The organism is Geodermatophilus sp. SYSU D01180 (assembly GCF_054050415.1).
This window is the reverse complement of the sequence record NZ_JBJGZH010000013.1, coordinates 115,607-134,032: the sequence shown is the minus strand read 5'-3', so window position 1 is coordinate 134,032 and position 18,426 is coordinate 115,607. Positions and strand designations below refer to the sequence as shown.

Sequence of the window (18,426 nt, the reverse complement as noted above, 5' to 3'; positions counted from 1 at the left end):
CCCGCCCCCCCCCCCCCCACACCACCCCACCCCCCCCCCCCCCCCCCCCCACCCCCCCCCCCCCCCCCCCCCCCCCCCCCCCCCCCCCCCCCCCCCCCCCCCGCGGACGGGTGGTCGGCACGAACGGCCCGGGAGGGGCGTCCGCCCGCTGGTCGGTCACCGGTGCGCCTCCTCCCGTCCCGCCGCCGCGGCGGGGCGACAGAAGCGTAGGCGTGCGGGCTCGCGGCCCCCGTGCCACGCTGCCGGGGAGGCCCCGTCGGGTGGCAACCGAGGAGGACGCCGTGGCCGCAGACTCGCGCCGGGTGAAGTCGGTCGAGGACTCCATCCGCGACACCGAGGAACCCGAACACCGGCTCAAGAAGAACCTGTCCGGGCTCGACCTCGCCGTCTTCGGCGTCGGGGTGATCATCGGCACCGGGATCTTCGTGCTCACCGGCGAGGTGGCCAGGACCACGGCGGGCCCGGCGGTGGCGATCTCCTTCGTCATCGCCGGCGTCGTCTGCGGGCTGGCGGCGATCTGCTACGCGGAGTTCGCCTCCACCGTCCCGGTCGCGGGCTCGGCCTACACGTTCTCCTACGCCACGATGGGCGAGCTGGTCGCCTGGATCATCGGCTGGGACCTGGTGCTCGAGCTCGCGCTCGGCGCGGCCACGGTCTCGGTCGGCTGGTCGGGCTACCTCAACCAGCTGCTCGGTGACATCGGCATCCCGCTGCCGACGTCGATCGCCGGCGAGGCCGCGACGGTGAACATCCCGGCGATCGTCATCGCGCTGCTGATGACCGGCGTCCTCGTGCTCGGCATCAAGCTGTCGTCGCGGGTGACCAGCGTGATCGTCGCGATCAAGGTCGCGATCGTCCTGCTCATCATCGTGCTCGGGCTCTTCTACCTGACGGCCGACAACTACACGCCGTTCGTCCCGCCCGCCGAGCCGGCCGGCGAGGGGGAGGGCGGCTGGCACGCCCCGCTGATCCAGCTGTTCGGCTTCGACCAGGGCACGTTCGGCTGGGGCGGGGTCATCGCCGGCGCCTCGATCGTGTTCTTCGCCTTCATCGGCTTCGACATCGTCGCGACGGCGGCGGAGGAGACCCGCAACCCCAAGCGCGACCTGCCGCGCGGCATCCTCGGCTCGCTGTTCGTCTGCACGCTGCTCTACGTCGCCGTCTCGCTGGTCGTCGTCGGCATGCAGCCCTACTCGGAGCTGTCCACCGAGGCGCCGCTGGCCGAGGCGTTCGCCAGCGTCGGGCTGTCGTTCGTCTCCAGCATCATCTCCGTGGGCGCCCTGGCCGGCCTCACCTCGGTCGTGATGATCCTGATGCTGGGCCAGTCGCGGGTGCTGTTCGCCATGAGCCGCGACCACCTGCTCCCGCCGGCCATGGCCGCGGTGCACCCGCGCTACGGCACGCCGTACCGCATCACCATCGGCACCGGGATCGTCGTCGCCCTGCTCGCCGGGTTCCTGCCGCTCGGCACGCTGGCGGAGCTGGTCAACATCGGCACGCTGTTCGCCTTCGTGCTCGTGTCGATCGCCGTCATCGTGCTGCGCCGCACCCGCCCGGACCTGCACCGGTCCTTCCGCGTGCCGCTGGTGCCGCTGGTGCCGATCCTGTCCGCGCTGGCCTGCTTCTACCTGATGCTCAACCTGCCGGCCGACACCTGGCTGCGCTTCGCGATCTGGATGGCGCTGGGCTTCGTCCTCTACTTCGCCTACGGCCGCCGCCACAGCCGGCTGGCCCGCGAGGGGGACCGGGTCCGGGCCGGCTGACCCACCCGGGAGGGTGAGACCCGCCCTCCCGGGCCTCCTGCGCCGCCCCGCGCGGGACGACCTGACCGGTGACCGACGTCCCCGGCCAGGAGCAGACCCGTGGCGACCAGCGTCCTCGACGCCCCCCTCCCCGCACCCGCACCGTCCACGCCCCGGCGGTGGCCGGTGGCCGTGCTCGCGCTGGCCGCGGTCTGCGGGCTGGAGGCCGCGGCGCTGCTCGCGGCCGGGCTGACCGGGCTCGACGGGCTGTTCGCCGCCGCGTCGCGGCCGCCGGCGCCGGTCGTCGTCGCGGTGCTCGGCGGGCTGGCCGGCTGGATCGTGCTGTGCGCGGGCGGCGGCCTGGCGGCCCTCGAGGGCGGACGGCGGCTCGCCAACGGCCTGGCCTGCGCGGAGATCGTGGGCGTGGCGGCCCTGTTCGCCGTCAGCCTGGTCACCCCGTTGGTCGGCGACCTGCCCACGACGCTGCCGCTGCCGGCCGTCGCGCTGCTGGCGCTGGCGGTGCCGGTCGGCAAGCTGCTGCTCACCTCGGCGCCGGCCACCCTCGCCTGGTCCGCCGCGGTCCCGCCGCGCCCCCGCCCGGCCGCCCCGACCCGGCACCCGCGGACGCGCCTGGCCACCGTCGCGGTGATCGGGGTCGCCCTCGGGGCCGTCGCGCTGACCACGCCCGTCGCCGGCGAGCTCCCGCCCGCGAGCACCGTCGCCGGTCACTGAACGGACCGGTGACCGCCGCTCACTACCCTCGGTGTCGTGAGTGATCGGCACATCCTGACCGCCGTGGCCTGGCCCTACGCCAACGGCCCGCGGCACATCGGCCACGTCTCCGGCTTCGGCGTCCCCTCCGACGTCTTCAGCCGCTACCACCGCATGGCCGGGGACCGCGTCCTCATGGTCAGCGGCACCGACGAGCACGGCACGCCGATCACCGTCGCCGCCGACGCGGAGGGGGTGAGCCCGCGGGAGATCGCCGACCGGAACAACCGGCTGATCGTGAACGACCTGCAGGCCCTCGGCCTGTCCTACGACCTGTTCACCCGCACCACCACGGTCAACCACGCCCAGGTCAGCCAGGAGATCTTCCTCGGCCTGCTCAAGAACGGGTACGTCTTCCCGCAGACGACGCTCGGCGCGATCAGCCCGTCCACCGGCCGCACGCTGCCCGACCGCTACATCGAGGGCACCTGCCCGATCTGCGGCTACGACGGCGCCCGCGGCGACCAGTGCGACAACTGCGGCAACCAGCTCGACCCCACCGACCTGATCAACCCGGTCAGCCGGATCAACGGCGAGACGCCGCGCTTCGTCGAGAGCGAGCACTACTTCCTCGACCTGCCCGCCTTCACCCGCTCCCTCGGCGACTGGCTGGACAGCCGCCGGGGCTGGCGGCCCAACGTGCTCAACTTCGCGAAGAACCTGCTCGACGACCTCAAGCCGCGCAGCTACACCCGCGACATCGACTGGGGCGTGCCGATCCCGCTCGACGGCTGGCGGGACCGGCCCGACAAGCGCATCTACGTCTGGTTCGACGCCGTCGTCGGCTACCTGTCGGCGTCCATCGAGTGGGCCCGCCGCTCCGGCGACGCCGACGCCTGGCGCCAGTGGTGGCAGTCGCCCGACGCCGACGCCTACTACTTCATGGGCAAGGACAACATCGTCTTCCACGCCGAGATCTGGCCCGCGCAGCTGCAGGGCTACAACGGCGAGGGCGACAAGGGCGGCAGCCCCGGCTCGCTCGGCCGGCTGGCCCTGCCCACCGAGGTGGTCTCCAGCGAGTTCCTCACCATGGAGGGCCGCAAGTTCTCCTCGTCGCGCCAGGTGGTCATCTACGTCCGCGACTTCCTCGCCCGCTACGACGCCGACGCGCTGCGCTACTTCGTCGCGGTCGCGGGCCCGGAGACCCAGGACACCGACTTCACCTGGGCGGAGTTCCTCCGGCGCAACAACGACGAGCTCGTCGCCGGCTGGGGCAACCTGGTCAACCGGACGGTGTCGATGGCGGCGAAGAACGTCGGCGCCGTCCCGACGCCGGGGGAGCTGACCGACGCCGACCGCGCGCTGCTGGCCTCGACGTCGTCGGCGTTCGGGCCGATCGGCGACCTGCTGGCCCGCAACCGGCAGAAGGCGGCGGCCACCGAGGCGATGCGGGTGGTCGGCGAGGCGAACAAGTACCTGTCCGACCAGGCGCCGTGGAAGCTCAAGGAGGACCCGGCCCGCCGGGACACCGTGCTGCACACCGCGCTGCAGGCGGTCAGCGACTGCAACGCGCTGCTCACGCCGTTCCTCCCGCACTCGGCGCAGAAGGTGCACGAGCTGCTCGGTGGCACCGGCGTCTGGTCGCCGGCGCCGCGCATCGAGGAGGTCACCGACCTCGACGACGGCTCGCCCTACCCGGTCATCACCGGCGACTACGGCGACGCGCAGGCGGTGTGGGCCTCCCGCCCGCTCCCGTCGGGCACGCCGCTGTCCCCGCCCACCCCGGTGTTCCGCAAGCTCGACGAGTCCGTCGTCGCGGAGGAGCTGGCCCGGCTGGAGGGCGACGCCTCGTGACGGCAGAAATGGCCATTTCTGCCGCACGGGTCGGGCAGTGAGCCGCTCGGCCGCGTCCCGCGCCAACCGGCGGGGCGAGCCGCCGCCGTCCCCGGAGCCGCTGCCGGCCCCGGCGGTCGACAGCCACACCCACCTCGACATCGTCCTGAACGGCTTCCGCACCGACGAGCCCGCGGACGACGACGCGGTGGACGCCGAGATCGCCGCCGCGGCCGCGGTGGGCGTCCTGCGGCTGGTGCAGGTCGGCGTCGACGTGCCCTCCTCGCGGTGGTCGGCGGAGCTGGCGGCCCGGCACCCGGGCGTGCTGGCCGCCGTCGCCGTCCACCCCAACGAGGCCGGGGAGGGCGCGGCCGACGACGACGCGCTGGCCGAGATCGACCGGCTGGCGGCGCTGCCGCGGGTGCGCGCGGTGGGGGAGACCGGGCTGGACCGCTTCCGCACCGGACCCGGGGGCTGGGCGGCGCAGGAGGCCTCCTTCCGGGCGCACATCCGGATCGCGAAGGAGCACGGCGTCGCGCTGGTCGTCCACGACCGGGACGCGCACGAGGAGGTGCTGCGGGTCGTCGACGACGAGGGCGCGCCGGAGCACGTGGTCATGCACTGCTTCTCCGGCGACGCCGCGTTCGCCGAGGCCTGCGTCGAGCGCGGCTTCGTGCTGTCCTTCGCCGGGACGCTGACCTTCGGCAACGCCGGCTACCTCCGGGAGGCCGCCGCGCTCACGCCGCTGGAGCAGCTGCTCGTGGAGACCGACTCGCCCTTCCTCACGCCGGTGCCGCACCGCGGTCGGCCCAACGCCTCGCGCCTCGTGCCGCACACCGTCCGGGCGCTGGCCGAGGTCACCGGCGTGGAGGTCGCGCAGCTATGCGACGCCCTGACCAGGAACGCCGAGCGGGTCTTCGGACGATGGGAGACCGACCGGACCGGCTGAGCGCCGAGGCGATGCACACTGGTCTGCGTGGGTCGCCTCATCGCCGTCGTGCTGTTCATCGCCGTCCTGGTGCCCGGCGTGCTGCTCGCCCGTGCGTGGGCCCTGGCCGCCGGCCGCCGCGCCGTCGCGTCGGCGGCGATCGACTTCGCCACGCCCACCCCGGAGGGTGTGGTCACGCTGCAGCGGCAGGCGCAGCACGGCCGCCGCGTGCGCCGGCTCGGGCTGCTGCTCGGCGTCGTGGGGATCGTCGCCAGCGTCGTGATGTTCGCCGAGGCGTCGGTGTTCCTCTGGCTGCCCGCTCTCGTCGTCGGCCTGCTCGCCGGCGTGGTGCTCGCCGAGGCGACCCGCCCGCGGCCGCGCTGGCGGCTGTCCGACCCCGCCCGCCGGCCCCGGCGCGGCGAACAGGTCTCCCCGTGGCTGCTGTGGACCACGCGCGCCGTCGTGCTCGCGGAGGTCCTCGTGACCGTCCTGATGTGGCAGCGCGGCGAGCTCGCCGACACCGTCGCCTGGGTCGCGCTGCTGGTCCCGCTCGTGGCGTGGCTGCTGGCCGAGACGGCGCTGCTGCGCGTCCTCGTCCGCCCGCTGCCGGCCGAGGGCGCCGACGTGCCGGTCGACGAGGCGCTGCGCACCTGGACCGCGCACCTGGTCACCGCCGCGACCAGCGTGCTCGCGCTGCTGCCGCTGGGCACGCTCCTGCTCGTCGCCGGCATCGACCTCGGCGACCGGGTAACCGAGAACGTCGACCTGCTGCCGGTCGCGCTGGTCGCCGGCGGCTTCGCGAGCCTGGCCGCGGGCCTCGCCGTCGCCGGCTTCCTGCTCACGTGGCTGCGCCCCGTGCGGGCGAGCGAGCGGGCGCTGGCCGGCTGAGGCCCGCTCCGTTGCCCGGCCGGGGCGCCGGTCACACCGTGACGTCGGTCACCGCCTGATCTCACGCACCGCATCCGTCACCGCTGTCACATGCGGCGCGTCCCTAACCCTTCGTGTCGGCGCGCCTCCATGTCGACGTATCGTCCTCTGGTTCACTTCCTGCGCACCGTTGCTAGACGTGGCGCACTCGTTATCGTGTCGTGACTGACAGCCGGGGTGGGATCGCCGGACGGCATCCGACGGTCCCGGGAACCCCGTGCTGTCGGCTGCCGCTCGGGTGTGCGACCCCCTGCCCGGTCCCTCGACCCCGTGGAAGTGTCGTGCCCCGAACGCTGAAGCTCGCCCTGTTCGCCCTGGTCCTGCTCGGGCTGGTCGGCGGGTCCGTGGCCTGGTTCGCCGCGCAGAAGTCGCTCACGCTCACCGTCGACGGGCAGGCCCGCGAGGTCAGCACCTATGCCGACACCGTCGGGGAGGTCCTCGAGGAGGAGGGGCTGCGGACGCAGTCGCACGACGTCGTCCTCCCGCGCCCCGCGGCCGCGGTGGCCGACGGCGACACGGTCGTGGTCAACCGCGCCCGCCCGCTGCAGCTCACCGTCGACGGCGTCACCCGCGAGGTCTACGTGACCGCCCTGTCGGTGGACGAGGCGCTCGACCAGCTCGGCTACCGCGCCGAGGACATGGTCCTGTCGGCCAGCCGCAGCGAGCGGCTCCCGCTCGACGGCATGGCGCTGTCGATCACCACCCCGAAGGCCGTCACGCTCGTCGTCGACGGCGCCACCCGCGTGGTGACCACCACCGCGGCCACCGCCGGCGACCTGCTCGCCGAGCAGGGCGTGACCGTCGGCGCGCACGACCGGACCAGCCTGTTCGCGACCCAGCCGCTGCTCAACGCCATGCGGCTGCAGGTCTACCGTGTGCAGGTGACCGAGCAGGTGGTCACCACCCCGATCCCGCACCAGACGGTCCGCACCGACGACCCGAACGCCTTCGAGGGCGACGAGACCGTCACCCAGCCCGGCGTCGACGGCGAGCAGGCCACCACCTTCCGCGTGACCGTCACCGACGGCGTCGAGACCGGCCGCGAGCAGCTGGGCACCGCGGTCACCCGCCCGGCGGTCGACGAGCTGGTCAGCGTCGGCACGAAGGAGCGCCCGGCGCCGGAGCCCCCCACCAGCGGGCTGGACTGGGACGCGCTGGCGCGGTGCGAGGCCGGCGGCAACTGGTCCATCAACACCGGCAACGGCTACTACGGCGGCCTGCAGTTCAACCAGAGCACCTGGCTGGCCAACGGCGGCGGCGAGTACGCCCAGTACCCGCACCAGGCCACCCGGGAGCAGCAGATCGACATCGGGGAGCGGCTCTACGCCGCCCGCGGCGCCTCGCCGTGGCCGCACTGCGGTCGCCACCTCTGAACCACCCGGAGAACACTCCGCTGAGCACACCTCCCGAGCAGGCCGACGGGCTGCTGGGCCCGGCCGCGATCCGCGAGCTGGCCCAGCAGCTCGACCTGCGCCCGACCAAGACCCTCGGGCAGAACTTCCTGCACGACGCCAACACCATCCGCCGGATCGTGCGCACCGCCGGGCTGCGACCCGACGACGTCGTCCTCGAGGTCGGGCCGGGCCTGGGCTCGCTGACCCTGGGCCTGCTGCCGGCCGCCGCCGCGGTCACCGCCGTCGAGATCGACCCGCGGCTGGCCGCCCTGCTGCCGGCCACGGTGGCCGCCCGCCGGCCCGACCTGGCCGACCGGCTGACCGTCGTCGAGGCCGACGCCCTGCGGGTGACCGAGCTGCCCGGGCCGCCCCCGACGGCGCTGGTGGCCAACCTGCCGTACAACGTGGCGGTGCCCGTCCTGCTGCACCTGCTCGAGCTGCTGCCCTCCCTGCGCCGGGCGCTGGTGCTCGTCCAGGCGGAGGTGGCCGAGCGGCTGGCCGCCCCGCCGGGCGGCGCCGCCTACGGCGTGCCGTCGGTGAAGGCCGCCTGGTACGGCACCGCCCGGCGGGCCGGCAACGTCGGCCGCCGCGTCTTCTGGCCCGAGCCCAACGTGGACTCCGGGCTGGTCGCGCTCGACCGGCACGACCCGCCGCCCGGCGACCGCGCCGCCACCTTCGCCGTCGTCGACGCCGCGTTCGCGATGCGCCGCAAGGGCCTGCGCGCGGCGCTGGCCCGCTGGGCCGGAAGCCCGGCCGCGGCCGAGGCCCGGCTGCGGGCGGCGGGCATCGACCCCGCCACCCGCGGCGAGCAGCTGTCGGTGGCCGACTTCGCCCGGCTGGCGGCGACCGCGCCGTGAGCTGGTCCTCCCCGGGCGGTCCCGGCCACACCCGCGGCGACGGCTCCGTGGCCGCGCACGCCCCCGCCAAGGTCAACGTGTCGCTGGCGGTCGGCCCGCTGCGCGAGGACGGCTTCCACGACCTGCAGACGGTCTACCTCGCCGTCTCGCTGCTGGACACGGTGACCGTGCGCCCCGGCGACGGGCTGTCGGTGACGGTGACCGGCGAGGGCGCCGGCGGCCCCGACCCGGTGCCCACCGACCGGCGCAACCTCGTCTGGCGGGCCGCCGAGCTGCTCGCCGAGCACGCCGGGGTCGCCGCCGACGCCGCCATCGCCGTCGACAAGGCCATCCCGGCCGCCGCGGGGCTGGCCGGCGGCAGCGCCGACGCCGCGGCCGCGCTGGTCGCCCTCGACGCGCTGTGGGGCACCCGCGCCACCCGCGGCGACCTCACCGCGCTGGCCGCGCAGCTGGGTAGCGACGTGCCGTTCTCGCTGGCCGGCGGGGTCGCACTGGGCAGCGGCCGGGGTGAGCGGCTCACCCCCGTCCTCGCCCGGAGGCCGACGCACTGGGTGCTCGGCATCGCCGAGGGCGGGCTGTCGACGCCGGCCGTCTACGCCGAGCTCGACCGGCTGCGCGCCGAGGGCCGGGTGCCCGGCGGAGTCGCGTTCCCCTCGCCCGAGCCGGTGGTCGCCGCACTGCGCAGCGGCCCGGTGGACGTCCTGGCCGCGGCCCTGGCCAACGACCTGCAGGCGCCCGCCGTCTCGCTGCGCCCGGCGCTGCGCCGCGCCCTGCGGGGGGCCGTCGACGCCGGCGCCGCCGCCGCGGTGGTCAGCGGGTCGGGCCCGACCGTGGCCGCGCTGGCCGCCGACGAGGACGCGGCGGTGCGGCTGGCCGCCGTCCTGGCGGGGGAGGGCCTGTTCCGCACCGTCCGGGTGGTGCACGGGCCGGTGCCGGGGGCCCGCCTGGTCGGCTGAGCCTCAGCCGTCCCGGTGCCGCAGCGCGGGGTCGGGGTCCAGGTGCGCGAGCCCGTTGTAGGCGAGGTCCACCAGCCGGGCGGCCACCTCGGCCTTCCCCGGCGAGCGGGTCTCCAGCCACCAGTGGCCCACCTGCGCGACCATCCCGACCAGCGCCTGGCTGTAGAGCGCGGCCAGCCGCGGGTCGTGGCCGCGCACGCCGAACTGCTCGGCGAGCAGGTGCTCGACCCGGCGGGCCAGCTCCCCGATCAGCGACGAGTACGAGCCGGGGGCGTCGCGGGAGAGCACGCGGAACCCGTCGGTGTCCTCCTCGACGTAGTCCAGCAGCGCCAGTGCCGCCCGCTCCAGCAGCGCCCGCGGGCTGCCGCCGGCGGCCAGGGCGGAGGTGAACCGCTCGAGCACCCGCACCATCTCCCGGTCGACGACGGCGGTGTAGAGCCCCTCCTTGCCGCCGAAGTGCTCGTAGAGGACCGGCTTGCTCACGTCCGCGCGGGCGGCCAGCTCCTCGATCGAGGTGGCCGCGTAGCCGCGCTGCGCGAACACCTCCCGGCCGACCGCCACCAGCTGCTCGCGCCGCTGGGAGCGGCCCATCCGCGCCCGTCGCCGGGGCGCGCCGGCGGTCAGGACGCCACGGCGCCGACGGCCGGGACCCGCCGCTTGGCCGCCAGCCGGACCGGGTCGGGCCACTTCACCGAGTGCGCCCACCCGAGCTTCTCGAACACCCAGATGACCCGGGCGCTGATGTCGATCTGCCCGCGCAGCACGCCGTGCCGGGCGCAGGTCGGGTCGGCGTGGTGCAGGTTGTGCCACGACTCGCCGGCGCTGAGGACCGCCAGCGGCCAGAAGTTGGTGGCGCGGTCCCGGGAGGCGAAGGGCCGGCTGCCCACCACGTGGCAGATCGAGTTGATCGACCAGGTCACGTGGTGCAGCAGCGCGACGCGCACCAGCCCGGCCCAGAAGAACGCCGTCCAGGCGCCGGTCCAGCTGCCGGTCACCAGGCCGCCGACCGCCGTCGGGACGGCCAGGCTCAGGAAGGCCCACAGGATGAACAGCCGGCTGGTGACCCGCAGGCCGCGGTCCTTGAGCAGGTCGGGGGCGTAGCGCTCGGCGTTGGTCTGGCGCCGGTCGAACAGCCAGCCGAGGTGGGCGTGCCACATGCCCTTGAGCAGCGCGCGGGTGTCGGTGCCGTACCGCCACGGCGAGTGCGGGTCGCCCTCGCGGTCGGAGAAGGCGTGGTGGCGGCGGTGGTCGGCGACCCACTGCACCACCGGGCCCTGCACGGCCATGCAGCCGACGACCGCCAGCGCGATCCGCAGCGGGCGGCGGGCCTTGAACGAGCCGTGCGTGAAGTACCGGTGGTAGCCGACGGTCACCCCGAGCAGGGTGAGGAAGTAGAAGCCGACCGCCAGGCCGACGTCCAGCCAGGACAGCCCCCAGCCCCACACCGCCGGCACGACGGCCGCCAGCGCGATGAACGGCACGACGACGAACACGTAGAGCGTGAGCTGCTCCAGGTGCCCCTTCTCCTTGCCCAGCGCGTTGGGCGGCAGGCCCTTGTCCGGGTCTGCGGGACGGAAGGCCGTCGGCCGGGTGAGGGAAGGGGCGGACACGTGGCCTCCAGGGGTCGTCCGGCGCGGGCCCCGGGTCGGCGTCCGGCGGCTCCGGGGCCGTAACCTACGTCACCGTAGGGAGGGCCGCTCCCCGAGGGGACGACGCCGTCCGGACCGCTCCCGTGCCCGCCTCCGGCGCGCCCCCTAGGCTCGTCCCACGCGGCGTCGTGCGGGGACGGCGCGCGGTGGGGGATGGGGTAATCGGCAGCCCGCCGGCCTTTGGAGCCGGGAAGTCTCGGTTCGAGTCCGAGTCCCCCAGCAACGTCCCACCCGGTCGCACCCGTCGTCGAGGAGATCCGTGAGCCCGCAGCAGCCCGTCGCCGCCGTCGTCGTCCTCGCTGCCGGTCAGGGGACCCGGATGCGGTCGACCACCCCGAAGGTGCTGCACGAGCTCGGCGGGCGCAGCATGCTCGGCCACGTCCTCGCCGCGACCGCGCCGCTGGCGGCGGGCACCACCCTGGTCGTCGTCGGGTCCGGCCGCGCGATGGTCGAGGAGCACATGGCAGCCGTCGCCCCGGACGCCCGCGCCGTCGTCCAGGAGGAGCAGCGCGGGTCGGGGCACGCGGCGCAGGTGGCGCTGGAGGCGGTGCCCGGCCTCGAGGGCCCGGTGCTCGTCGTCAACGGCGACTCGCCGCTGCTCACCACCGGCACCCTGGCCGCGCTCGTGGCGGCCCACCACGAGGCCGGCAGCGTCTTCACCGTGCTGACCGCCGAGGTCGGGGACCCCACCGGCCTCGGCCGGATCGTGCGGGGGGAGGACGGCGCGCCGCGGGCCATCGTCGAGGAGAAGGACGCGACCGCGCAGCAGCGGGCGATCCGCGAGGTCAACGCCGGCGTGTACGTCGCGAACGCCGCCACGCTGCGCCGGGTCCTCGCCGGGCTGTCGACCGACAACGCCCAGGGCGAGCAGTACCTGACCGACGCGCTGGCGCCGCTGGTCGAGGGCGGTGCCCCGGTGGCCGCCGTCGCGGCGCAGGACCCGGTCGACGTCCTCGGCTGCAACGACCAGCGGGAGCTGGCCGCGCGGCGGCGCACCCTCAACGACCGCGTCCTCGACGCGCTCATGGTCGCGGGCGTCACCGTCGTCGACCCGGCCACCACCTGGGTCGACGTCACCGCCTCCGTCCTGCCCGGGGCCCGGCTGCTGCCCGGCGTCCAGCTGCACGGGACGACGACGGTCGCGGCCGGCGCCGCCGTCGGCCCGGACACCACGCTGACCGACTGCACGGTGGGGGAGGGCGCCACCGTGGTGCGCACGCACGCCACCGGGGCCGAGGTCGGGCCCGGGGCGGCGGTCGGGCCGTTCAGCTACCTGCGGCCGGGCACCCGGCTGGCGGCGCGGTCCAAGGTGGGCGCCTTCGTCGAGACGAAGAACGCCGTGGTCGGCGAGGGGTCGAAGGTGCCGCACCTGTCCTACGTCGGCGACGCCACGATCGGCCGCGGGGCGAACATCGGTGCGGCGACCGTCTTCGTCAACTACGACGGCGTGGCCAAGCACCACACGACGATCGGCGACGCCGTCCGTGTGGGATCGGACACGATGCTGGTCGCGCCGGTCACCGTCGGGGACGGCGCCTACACGGCCGCGGGTTCGGTGATCACCCAGGACGTCCCGCCGGGGGCCATGGGTGTGGCGCGGGCCAAGCAGCGCAATGTGGCAGGCTGGGTGGGACGCCGTCGCCCGGGCACCTCCGCCGCGCAGGCCGCGGCGGCAGCGACAGCAGCAGCGGCCGAGGACCCGGCCGGGGGCCGGCCCGCGGGTGACGCACCGGACCGGCCGGCGGACCCCGAGGCCACCCACGAGCAGTGAGGCAGTGAGCCGATGAGTGCGATCCGGCAGACCACCAGCAAGAGCCTGATGCTCTTCTCCGGCCGGGCGTACCCCGAGCTGGCCTCCGAGATCGCCGGGCACCTCGGCGTCACGCCGACCCCCACGGCCGCCTACGAGTTCGCCAACGGCGAGCTGTTCGTCCGCTTCGAGGAGTCCGTCCGCGGCTGCGACGCCTTCGTCGTGCAGAGCCACACCGCGCCGATCAACACCTGGCTCATGGAGCAGCTGATCATGGTCGACGCGCTCAAGCGCGCCTCGGCCAAGCGCATCACCGTCGTCGCGCCGTTCTTCCCCTACGCCCGGCAGGACAAGAAGCACCGCGGCCGCGAGCCCATCTCCGCCCGGCTGGTCGCGGACATGTTCAAGACCGCCGGCGCCGACCGGCTCATGGCCGTCGACCTGCACACCGCGCAGATCCAGGGCTTCTTCGACGGCCCGGTCGACCACCTGTTCGCCCTCGACCTGCTGGTCGGGCACGTGCGCGAGCGCTGGGGCGACCGCGACATCACCGTCGTCTCGCCGGACTCCGGCCGGGTGCGGGTCTCGGAGCGGTGGAGCGACAAGCTCGGCGGCGTCCCGCTGGCCTTCATCCACAAGACCCGCGACCCGATGCGGCCCAACGAGGTGGTCGCCAACCGCGTCGTCGGTGAGGTCGCCGGGCGGGTCTGCATCCTGGTCGACGACATGATCGACACCGGCGGCACGATCGTGAAGGCCGCCGAGACGCTGTTCGAGGCCGGCGCGGCCGACGTCATCGTCACCGCCACCCACGGCGTCCTGTCCGGCCCCGCGGTCGACCGGCTGAAGAACAGCAAGATCAGCGAGGTCGTCATCACGAACACGCTGCCGATCGAGCCGGCCCGCCAGTTCGACAAGCTCACCGTCCTCTCCATCGCCCCGCTGCTCGCCCGGGCGATCAAGGAGGTCTTCGAGGACGGCTCGGTCACCAGCCTCTTCGGCGGCGCCAGCTGACGTCGGAGCTGGGGACCGCCTGGAGGGCCCTCCGGCTCTCCTCGTAGGGACCTCCCCGACAGGTCAGCGGGTGAAGGCGCGCGGCAGACAGGCGCGCTGCCGGTCGTCGAGGCCGCGCGTGGCGAGCTCCCGCTGGCGCTGGGTGACCGGCGGTACCGGCAGCGTGGTCATGGGGGTCCGGGACGTGTAGGAGAACGTCACCGAGTACCGGTCGCGTGCCCGGGGCGGCATGGCCCGGTGGAACACCGCCCGGGTGTCGGCGACGACAGCCGTCCACGTCGGTCCGGTGGCCTGGCGCCACTCCGACTCGGGGACGCGCTCCCGCAGCGAGTCGTCGGTGACAAAGCCGGTGACGTACCCCAGCTCCCGTGCGAGCCGGTCGGTGTGGCGCCGCGACACGTATTCGAACGGCCCCCCGTCGAGGTCGACGTCGTTGAGCCACACCAGGATCTTGAACATCCGGTGGTCCTCCTGGTCGCGGTGCCACTGCCGGACGCCGATCGCCCGGGCGGTCGCGTCCTCGCGGCGGAGGTCGGCGCCGTAGTAGCGGGCCGGCAGGCCGAGGTGGCACTCGACGAGGTCGAGCAGCTCCGGGCTCAGGCCCCACTGCCAGACCCCGTTGGCGGCGAGGACCTCGTCGAGGGGTGGCCGGCTGTTGTCAGGGCCCGTCCGCGGACGGGCGGCGAGGCGGGCGGTGAGGTCCTGCAGCCCCGCCTTCAACCGGTCCGTACCGAGAAGGGCCAGCCGGTCCAGCGAGGTCACGCAGACCCCCTCGTCGCGCAGCGTCGAGACGACACCTTCGCGCTCGGGAGTCAGGACCGGCAGGAAGGACTCGTGCCGGCGCAAGCGCTGCCGATGTCGCCGATCGGCCAGGTCCCGGACGGGGGGAACCCGTCCGATGACCTCGCGCTTGACGCGGTTCCCGGCACGCACGGCGACGTCCAGCACGGTGCTCCTCACGAGAAGGGTGGTGACTCCGTCGGTGGTCGTGGACGGAGGCCTCGGTCCTCGGCGCCGCGGACGCTAGCGACGGAGCGGTGTGCGGCGGAACCACCGTCGCTGCTCCGAGGAGGACGTCCTCGTTCCGCATCGGAGTCCCCAGCCGAGGCGAGCTGCGCGGTGCGGGTAGACTCTCCGGAAGCCCGGCGAGGGAGGCGGCCGTCCGTACTCCGTGATCGACGTGCGTGTGCTCCTGCGAGGTGTGCCGCGCCCGGCCGCCGGCACCAGGCCCACCCGCTGTTGAGGAGCACACCACCGTGGCTGACTTCCGCCTCGTCGCCGAGGCCCGCACCGAGTTCGGCAAGGGCAGCGCCCGCCGGACCCGTCGCGCGGGCCGCGTCCCGGCCGTCCTGTACGGGCACGGCCAGGACGTCGTCCACCTGTCGCTGCCGGCCCGCGAGTTCGCCGCGGTGCTGCGCAACGGCGGCACCAACGCCCTGATCACCGTCGTCCTCGACGGCCAGGAGCAGCTGGCGCTCACCAAGTCGGTGCAGCGCGACCCGCTGACCCGCCAGCACGAGCACGTCGACCTGCTGGTCGTCCGCCGGGGCGAGCGCGTCACCGTCGACGTCCCCGTCGTCACCGTCGGCGAGTCCGGCCCCGAGACCCTGCTCAGCGTCGAGCTGAACACCGTCTCCCTCGAGGCCGAGGCCACCGCCATCCCCGAGACCATCGAGGTCGACGTCACCGGCCGCGGCGCCGGCGAGGGGGTGACCGCCGGCGACCTCCCGCTGCCGTCCGGTGCCACCCTGCTGACCGACCCCGAGGCCCTGGTCGTCAACGTCATGGGCGCCCCGACCGCCGAGCAGCTCGACGCCGAGCTCGCCGAGGCCGAGGCCGAGGCCGGCATCGAGCGCGAGGAGTCCGCGCCGGCCGAGGAGGCCGCCGGCGAGGGCGACGTCGTACCCGAGCCGTTCGAGCAGGGCAGCGGCGAGTCGATCGAGTCGACCGAGAACAGCTGAGGTCCCCGCTGACCGAGAGCACGACCCGCAGGGGCGCCGGCACCGCCGGCGCCCCTGCGGCGTCCGCCCCCTCCGAGGGCCCCTTCCTCGTCGTGGGGCTGGGCAACCCCGGCCCCTCCTACGCCGGCAACCGGCACAACGTCGGCGCGATGGTGCTCGACGAGCTGGCCGCCCGGGCCGGCGTGAAGCTCGCCGCCGGCAAGGGCGCCCGCGCCCGCGCGGTGGCCGGTGAGGGCCGCCTGGCCGGCCGCCGCGTCGTCCTGGCCCGGCCGACGGCGTACATGAACGAGTCCGGCGGCCCGGTGCGCGCCCTGCTCGACTACCACAAGCTGCCGGTGGCCGACCTCGTCGTCGTGCACGACGAGCTCGACATCCCCTTCGCCGCGGTGCGCCTCAAGCGCGGCGGCGGCGAGGGCGGGCACAACGGGCTGCGCTCGATCAGCCGCTCCGCCGGGACCAGGGAGTACCTGCGCGTGCGGGTCGGCATCGGCCGGCCGCCGGGCCGCCAGGACCCCGCGGACTTCGTGCTGAAGGACTTCTCGGCCACCGAGCGCAAGGAGCTCGACCTGCTGGTCGCCGAGGCGGCCGACGCCACCGAGGAGCTGCTCGCCCTCGGCCTCGAGGCAGCGCAGAACGTGGTCCACCCGCGCACCTGAACCCTCCCCTTCGGGTGAATCGTCACTCTCCGCGTCGCCCCGTCCATGACGCTCTGTGAGCGCCTTTCGCTCCACAGCACCTCGCCGTCGGGGGTGCCGCAACGGTTTCGATGAAGTGCACGTCGCGGGCAGCGTCGACGGACCAGGCGGCACTCCTCTCGTGCGACCGCTCACGGAAGGGAGGCGCTGACACCGAGTCGCGAGACCTGCTGCGCCCACAACACGGTCTCGTTCCAGCGGCTACTGCGTGCTACCTCGGTCGCTGACGGACCCCCCGGACGTCGGGGCGGACATCTGATGCCCCCGCACCCTCACGGTTGTCCTGCGCCTGATCTGCCATCGTGCGTGACCCCATTGAGTGACGTCCACCGGCTACGGCCTGTCTCACGGTGCGCGCGCGGACAAACTGTTCATCGACCGTGACTACGAGTGAACTCGTCGGCACGACTCACTCGACGAAGGGGAGGCCCGTGACGACCCTGAAGGTGCTCGCCGCCATCCGCCGGCGGTGGACGTCCCTAGCGCTGGTCACGGTCTTGGCACTCATGGCCGCTATCGCGTACGCCGTGCTGACGCCGGACAGCTACCGCGCCCGGTCCGGCGTGTTCGTCTCCGTGACGACCGGCGACTCGGTGGCAGACCTCGTCCAGGGGTCCACGTACGCCCAGGAGCAGGCGAAGTCGTTCGCCCGGCTGGTGACTGCACCTGCCGTACTCGAGCCGGTGGTGGAGCGGCTGCAACTGGAAGGGGGCGTCGCCGACCTCGCTCCACGAGTCACCGCCGAGGTGCCGGTCGACACGGTCGTCGTCGAGGTCTCGGTCACCGACCCCTCCCCGGAGCAGGCGGCACTCCTGGCCGACACGGTGGCTGACGTCCTGTCCGATGTCGTCGAGGACTTCGCACCCAAGGACTCGGACGGGCAGGCGACGGTCCGGGTGACGATGGTGGCTCCCGCCGAGGTCCCGAGTGCCCCCATCTCGCCCGACGTGCCGCTGATCCTCGGGTTGGGCCTTCTCGTGGGCCTGGCCTCAGGATGTGCCGTGGCCTGGCTGCGGGAGGCCGTGGACACACGGGTGCGCGACGCGCGGAGCGTGCAGGAGCTGACGGATGCCCCCGTGCTCGGCCGCATCGCCGCCGGCCGCCCGGGGGCAGATGACCGGCTGATCGTAGCCACCGATCCGCGCAGCCGGCAGGCCGAGCTGTTCCGGCAACTGCGCACCAGTCTGGAGTCCCTCCGCAAGCCAGGTGTGCCGCTGGTCCTGACCGTCACGTCCGCGCTGCCCGGCGAGGGCAAGTCGACCGTCGCCCTCAACCTGGCGCTCGCCTGGGCCGAGGTGCACAAGCGGGTGGTGCTCGTCGACGCCGACCTGCGCGGGCCCACGGTCGCCGAGCAGCTTGGCTTGCGAGGTGACGCGGGGCTGTCGACCGTGCTCCTCGGTAGGGCCGAGGTCGACGACGTCATGCAGGAGTGGGGCGAGCGCGGGCTGCGCGTCCTCACAGCAGGTGAAGTCCCGTCCGACCCGGCGCGGCTGCTGGACTCCAACCGCATGCCCGACCTGGTCGCTGCGCTCGCCGCGGAGCACGACGTCGTCATCATCGACTCATCACCGGTCCTGACAGTCGCCGACGCCTTCGCGCTGTCCCGCTGCACCAGCGGCGCGCTCGTGGTCGCCGACACCCGGCGGGTCCGCCACCACCAGCTCGGCGAGGCGTTGCGCCAGTTGGGCACCATCGACGCCCCGGTGCTCGGGGTCGTCCTCAACCGCCTGGTCGCGGAGCGTCAGGTTCACGGCTACGGCGCATCTGCGGCCGAGGTCCCTGCGATCGCCGCGCGATCGCGGTGGTTGAGTCTGCCATTCCGCCGGACCCAGGGGACCGCCGCTCCGGAGCGGGGGGCCGCTCGTCACCCCATCCCGGAGACGCAGCCGGTCCACGACCGAGTCCCGGCCGGGCGGCCGCGGGCGTAAGACCGCTGCCTGGCTGCCAGGCAACGTCTGCTGTTCTTCGGCGGCGCAGGTACTTCCCCAGCTGCATGGGGCGTCGCACGG

Annotated in this window: 16 protein-coding genes and 1 tRNA gene; 14 read left to right on the top strand and 3 right to left on the bottom strand. The window is 74.4% G+C overall.

Annotation, left to right across the window (positions count from 1 at the left end; translation table 11 throughout):
* Positions 1-281 precede the first annotated feature (281 nt).
* From ACI8AA_RS13950 to ACI8AA_RS13915, 8 genes are all read left to right on the top strand, one after another.
* On the top strand, positions 282-1,763 hold the full coding sequence (locus tag ACI8AA_RS13950; protein WP_457045006.1) for an amino acid permease: 1,482 nt from the start codon (positions 282-284) through the stop codon (positions 1,761-1,763).
* A 99-nt stretch (positions 1,764-1,862) separates the two neighbouring features.
* Entirely contained in the window at positions 1,863-2,474 is a 612-nt protein-coding gene (locus ACI8AA_RS13945) for a hypothetical protein (RefSeq protein ID WP_457045005.1), read from the top strand.
* Positions 2,475-2,510: 36 nt separating this feature from the next.
* A complete protein-coding gene (metG, locus tag ACI8AA_RS13940) occupies positions 2,511-4,307 on the top strand; it encodes a methionine--tRNA ligase (protein WP_457045004.1) in 1,797 nt (598 codons plus the stop codon).
* A gap of 37 nt (positions 4,308-4,344) precedes the next feature.
* Positions 4,345-5,235: a TatD family hydrolase gene (locus ACI8AA_RS13935; protein ID WP_457045003.1), complete on the top strand. Its 891-nt coding sequence runs from the start codon at positions 4,345-4,347 to the stop codon at positions 5,233-5,235.
* A gap of 27 nt (positions 5,236-5,262) precedes the next feature.
* Positions 5,263-6,102, top strand: coding sequence for a hypothetical protein (locus ACI8AA_RS13930; protein ID WP_457045002.1), 840 nt, complete (start codon positions 5,263-5,265; stop codon positions 6,100-6,102).
* Positions 6,103-6,422: 320 nt separating this feature from the next.
* Positions 6,423-7,514: a transglycosylase family protein gene (locus ACI8AA_RS13925; protein WP_457045001.1), complete on the top strand. Its 1,092-nt coding sequence runs from the start codon at positions 6,423-6,425 to the stop codon at positions 7,512-7,514.
* Entirely contained in the window at positions 7,487-8,392 is a 906-nt protein-coding gene (gene rsmA / locus ACI8AA_RS13920; protein WP_457045000.1) for a 16S rRNA (adenine(1518)-N(6)/adenine(1519)-N(6))-dimethyltransferase RsmA, read from the top strand. Before ACI8AA_RS13925 ends, rsmA begins: the two co-directional genes overlap by 28 nt.
* Positions 8,389-9,348, top strand: coding sequence for a 4-(cytidine 5'-diphospho)-2-C-methyl-D-erythritol kinase (locus ACI8AA_RS13915; protein ID WP_457044999.1), 960 nt, complete (start codon positions 8,389-8,391; stop codon positions 9,346-9,348). The genes rsmA and ACI8AA_RS13915 overlap by 4 nt, the downstream gene beginning before the upstream one ends.
* Positions 9,349-9,351: 3 nt before the next feature.
* Here the strand turns inward: ACI8AA_RS13915 and ACI8AA_RS13910 are convergent, their stop codons facing one another.
* Together ACI8AA_RS13910 and ACI8AA_RS13905 are read right to left on the bottom strand one after the other, a co-directional pair.
* Positions 9,352-9,939, bottom strand: a complete 588-nt coding sequence (locus ACI8AA_RS13910; protein ID WP_457044998.1) for a TetR/AcrR family transcriptional regulator — start codon at positions 9,937-9,939, stop codon at positions 9,352-9,354.
* A gap of 29 nt (positions 9,940-9,968) precedes the next feature.
* Positions 9,969-10,958 (bottom strand): acyl-CoA desaturase, encoded by a 990-nt coding sequence (locus tag ACI8AA_RS13905; RefSeq protein ID WP_457044997.1) that lies wholly within the window; start codon positions 10,956-10,958, stop codon positions 9,969-9,971.
* 186 nt (positions 10,959-11,144) lie between these two features.
* Between ACI8AA_RS13905 and ACI8AA_RS13900 the strand changes: the two genes are divergently transcribed.
* From ACI8AA_RS13900 to ACI8AA_RS13890, 3 genes are all read left to right on the top strand, one after another.
* Positions 11,145-11,217, top strand: a tRNA-Gln gene (locus tag ACI8AA_RS13900).
* A 39-nt stretch (positions 11,218-11,256) separates the two neighbouring features.
* Complete coding sequence (glmU, locus tag ACI8AA_RS13895; protein WP_457044996.1) at positions 11,257-12,768, top strand: bifunctional UDP-N-acetylglucosamine diphosphorylase/glucosamine-1-phosphate N-acetyltransferase GlmU; 1,512 nt, start codon at positions 11,257-11,259, stop codon at positions 12,766-12,768.
* Between the two features lie 12 nt (positions 12,769-12,780).
* Positions 12,781-13,761, top strand: coding sequence for a ribose-phosphate diphosphokinase (locus ACI8AA_RS13890; RefSeq protein WP_457044995.1), 981 nt, complete (start codon positions 12,781-12,783; stop codon positions 13,759-13,761).
* A 63-nt stretch (positions 13,762-13,824) separates the two neighbouring features.
* Here ACI8AA_RS13890 and ACI8AA_RS13885 read toward each other — a convergent pair whose 3' ends face one another.
* Positions 13,825-14,709: a hypothetical protein gene (locus ACI8AA_RS13885; protein WP_457044994.1), complete on the bottom strand. Its 885-nt coding sequence runs from the start codon at positions 14,707-14,709 to the stop codon at positions 13,825-13,827.
* A 308-nt stretch (positions 14,710-15,017) separates the two neighbouring features.
* Here ACI8AA_RS13885 and ACI8AA_RS13880 point away from each other — a divergent pair, with 308 nt between their 5' ends.
* From ACI8AA_RS13880 to ACI8AA_RS13870, 3 genes are all read left to right on the top strand, one after another.
* Positions 15,018-15,722 (top strand): 50S ribosomal protein L25/general stress protein Ctc, encoded by a 705-nt coding sequence (locus ACI8AA_RS13880; RefSeq protein ID WP_457044993.1) that lies wholly within the window; start codon positions 15,018-15,020, stop codon positions 15,720-15,722.
* Between the two features lie 92 nt (positions 15,723-15,814).
* Positions 15,815-16,378: an aminoacyl-tRNA hydrolase gene (pth, locus tag ACI8AA_RS13875; RefSeq protein ID WP_457044992.1), complete on the top strand. Its 564-nt coding sequence runs from the start codon at positions 15,815-15,817 to the stop codon at positions 16,376-16,378.
* Between the two features lie 470 nt (positions 16,379-16,848).
* Entirely contained in the window at positions 16,849-18,345 is a 1,497-nt protein-coding gene (locus tag ACI8AA_RS13870) for a polysaccharide biosynthesis tyrosine autokinase (protein WP_457044991.1), read from the top strand.
* Positions 18,346-18,426: the final 81 nt, after the last annotated feature.

Bases quoted from the DNA above. Each gene is read 5' to 3' on its own strand.
- ACI8AA_RS13890 (WP_457044995.1), top strand. From the start codon at position 12,781: ATGAGTGCGATCCGGCAGACCACCAGCAAGAGCCTGATGCTCTTCTCC.
- ACI8AA_RS13910 (WP_457044998.1), bottom strand. From the start codon at position 9,939: ATGGGCCGCTCCCAGCGGCGCGAGCAGCTGGTGGCGGTCGGCCGGGAG.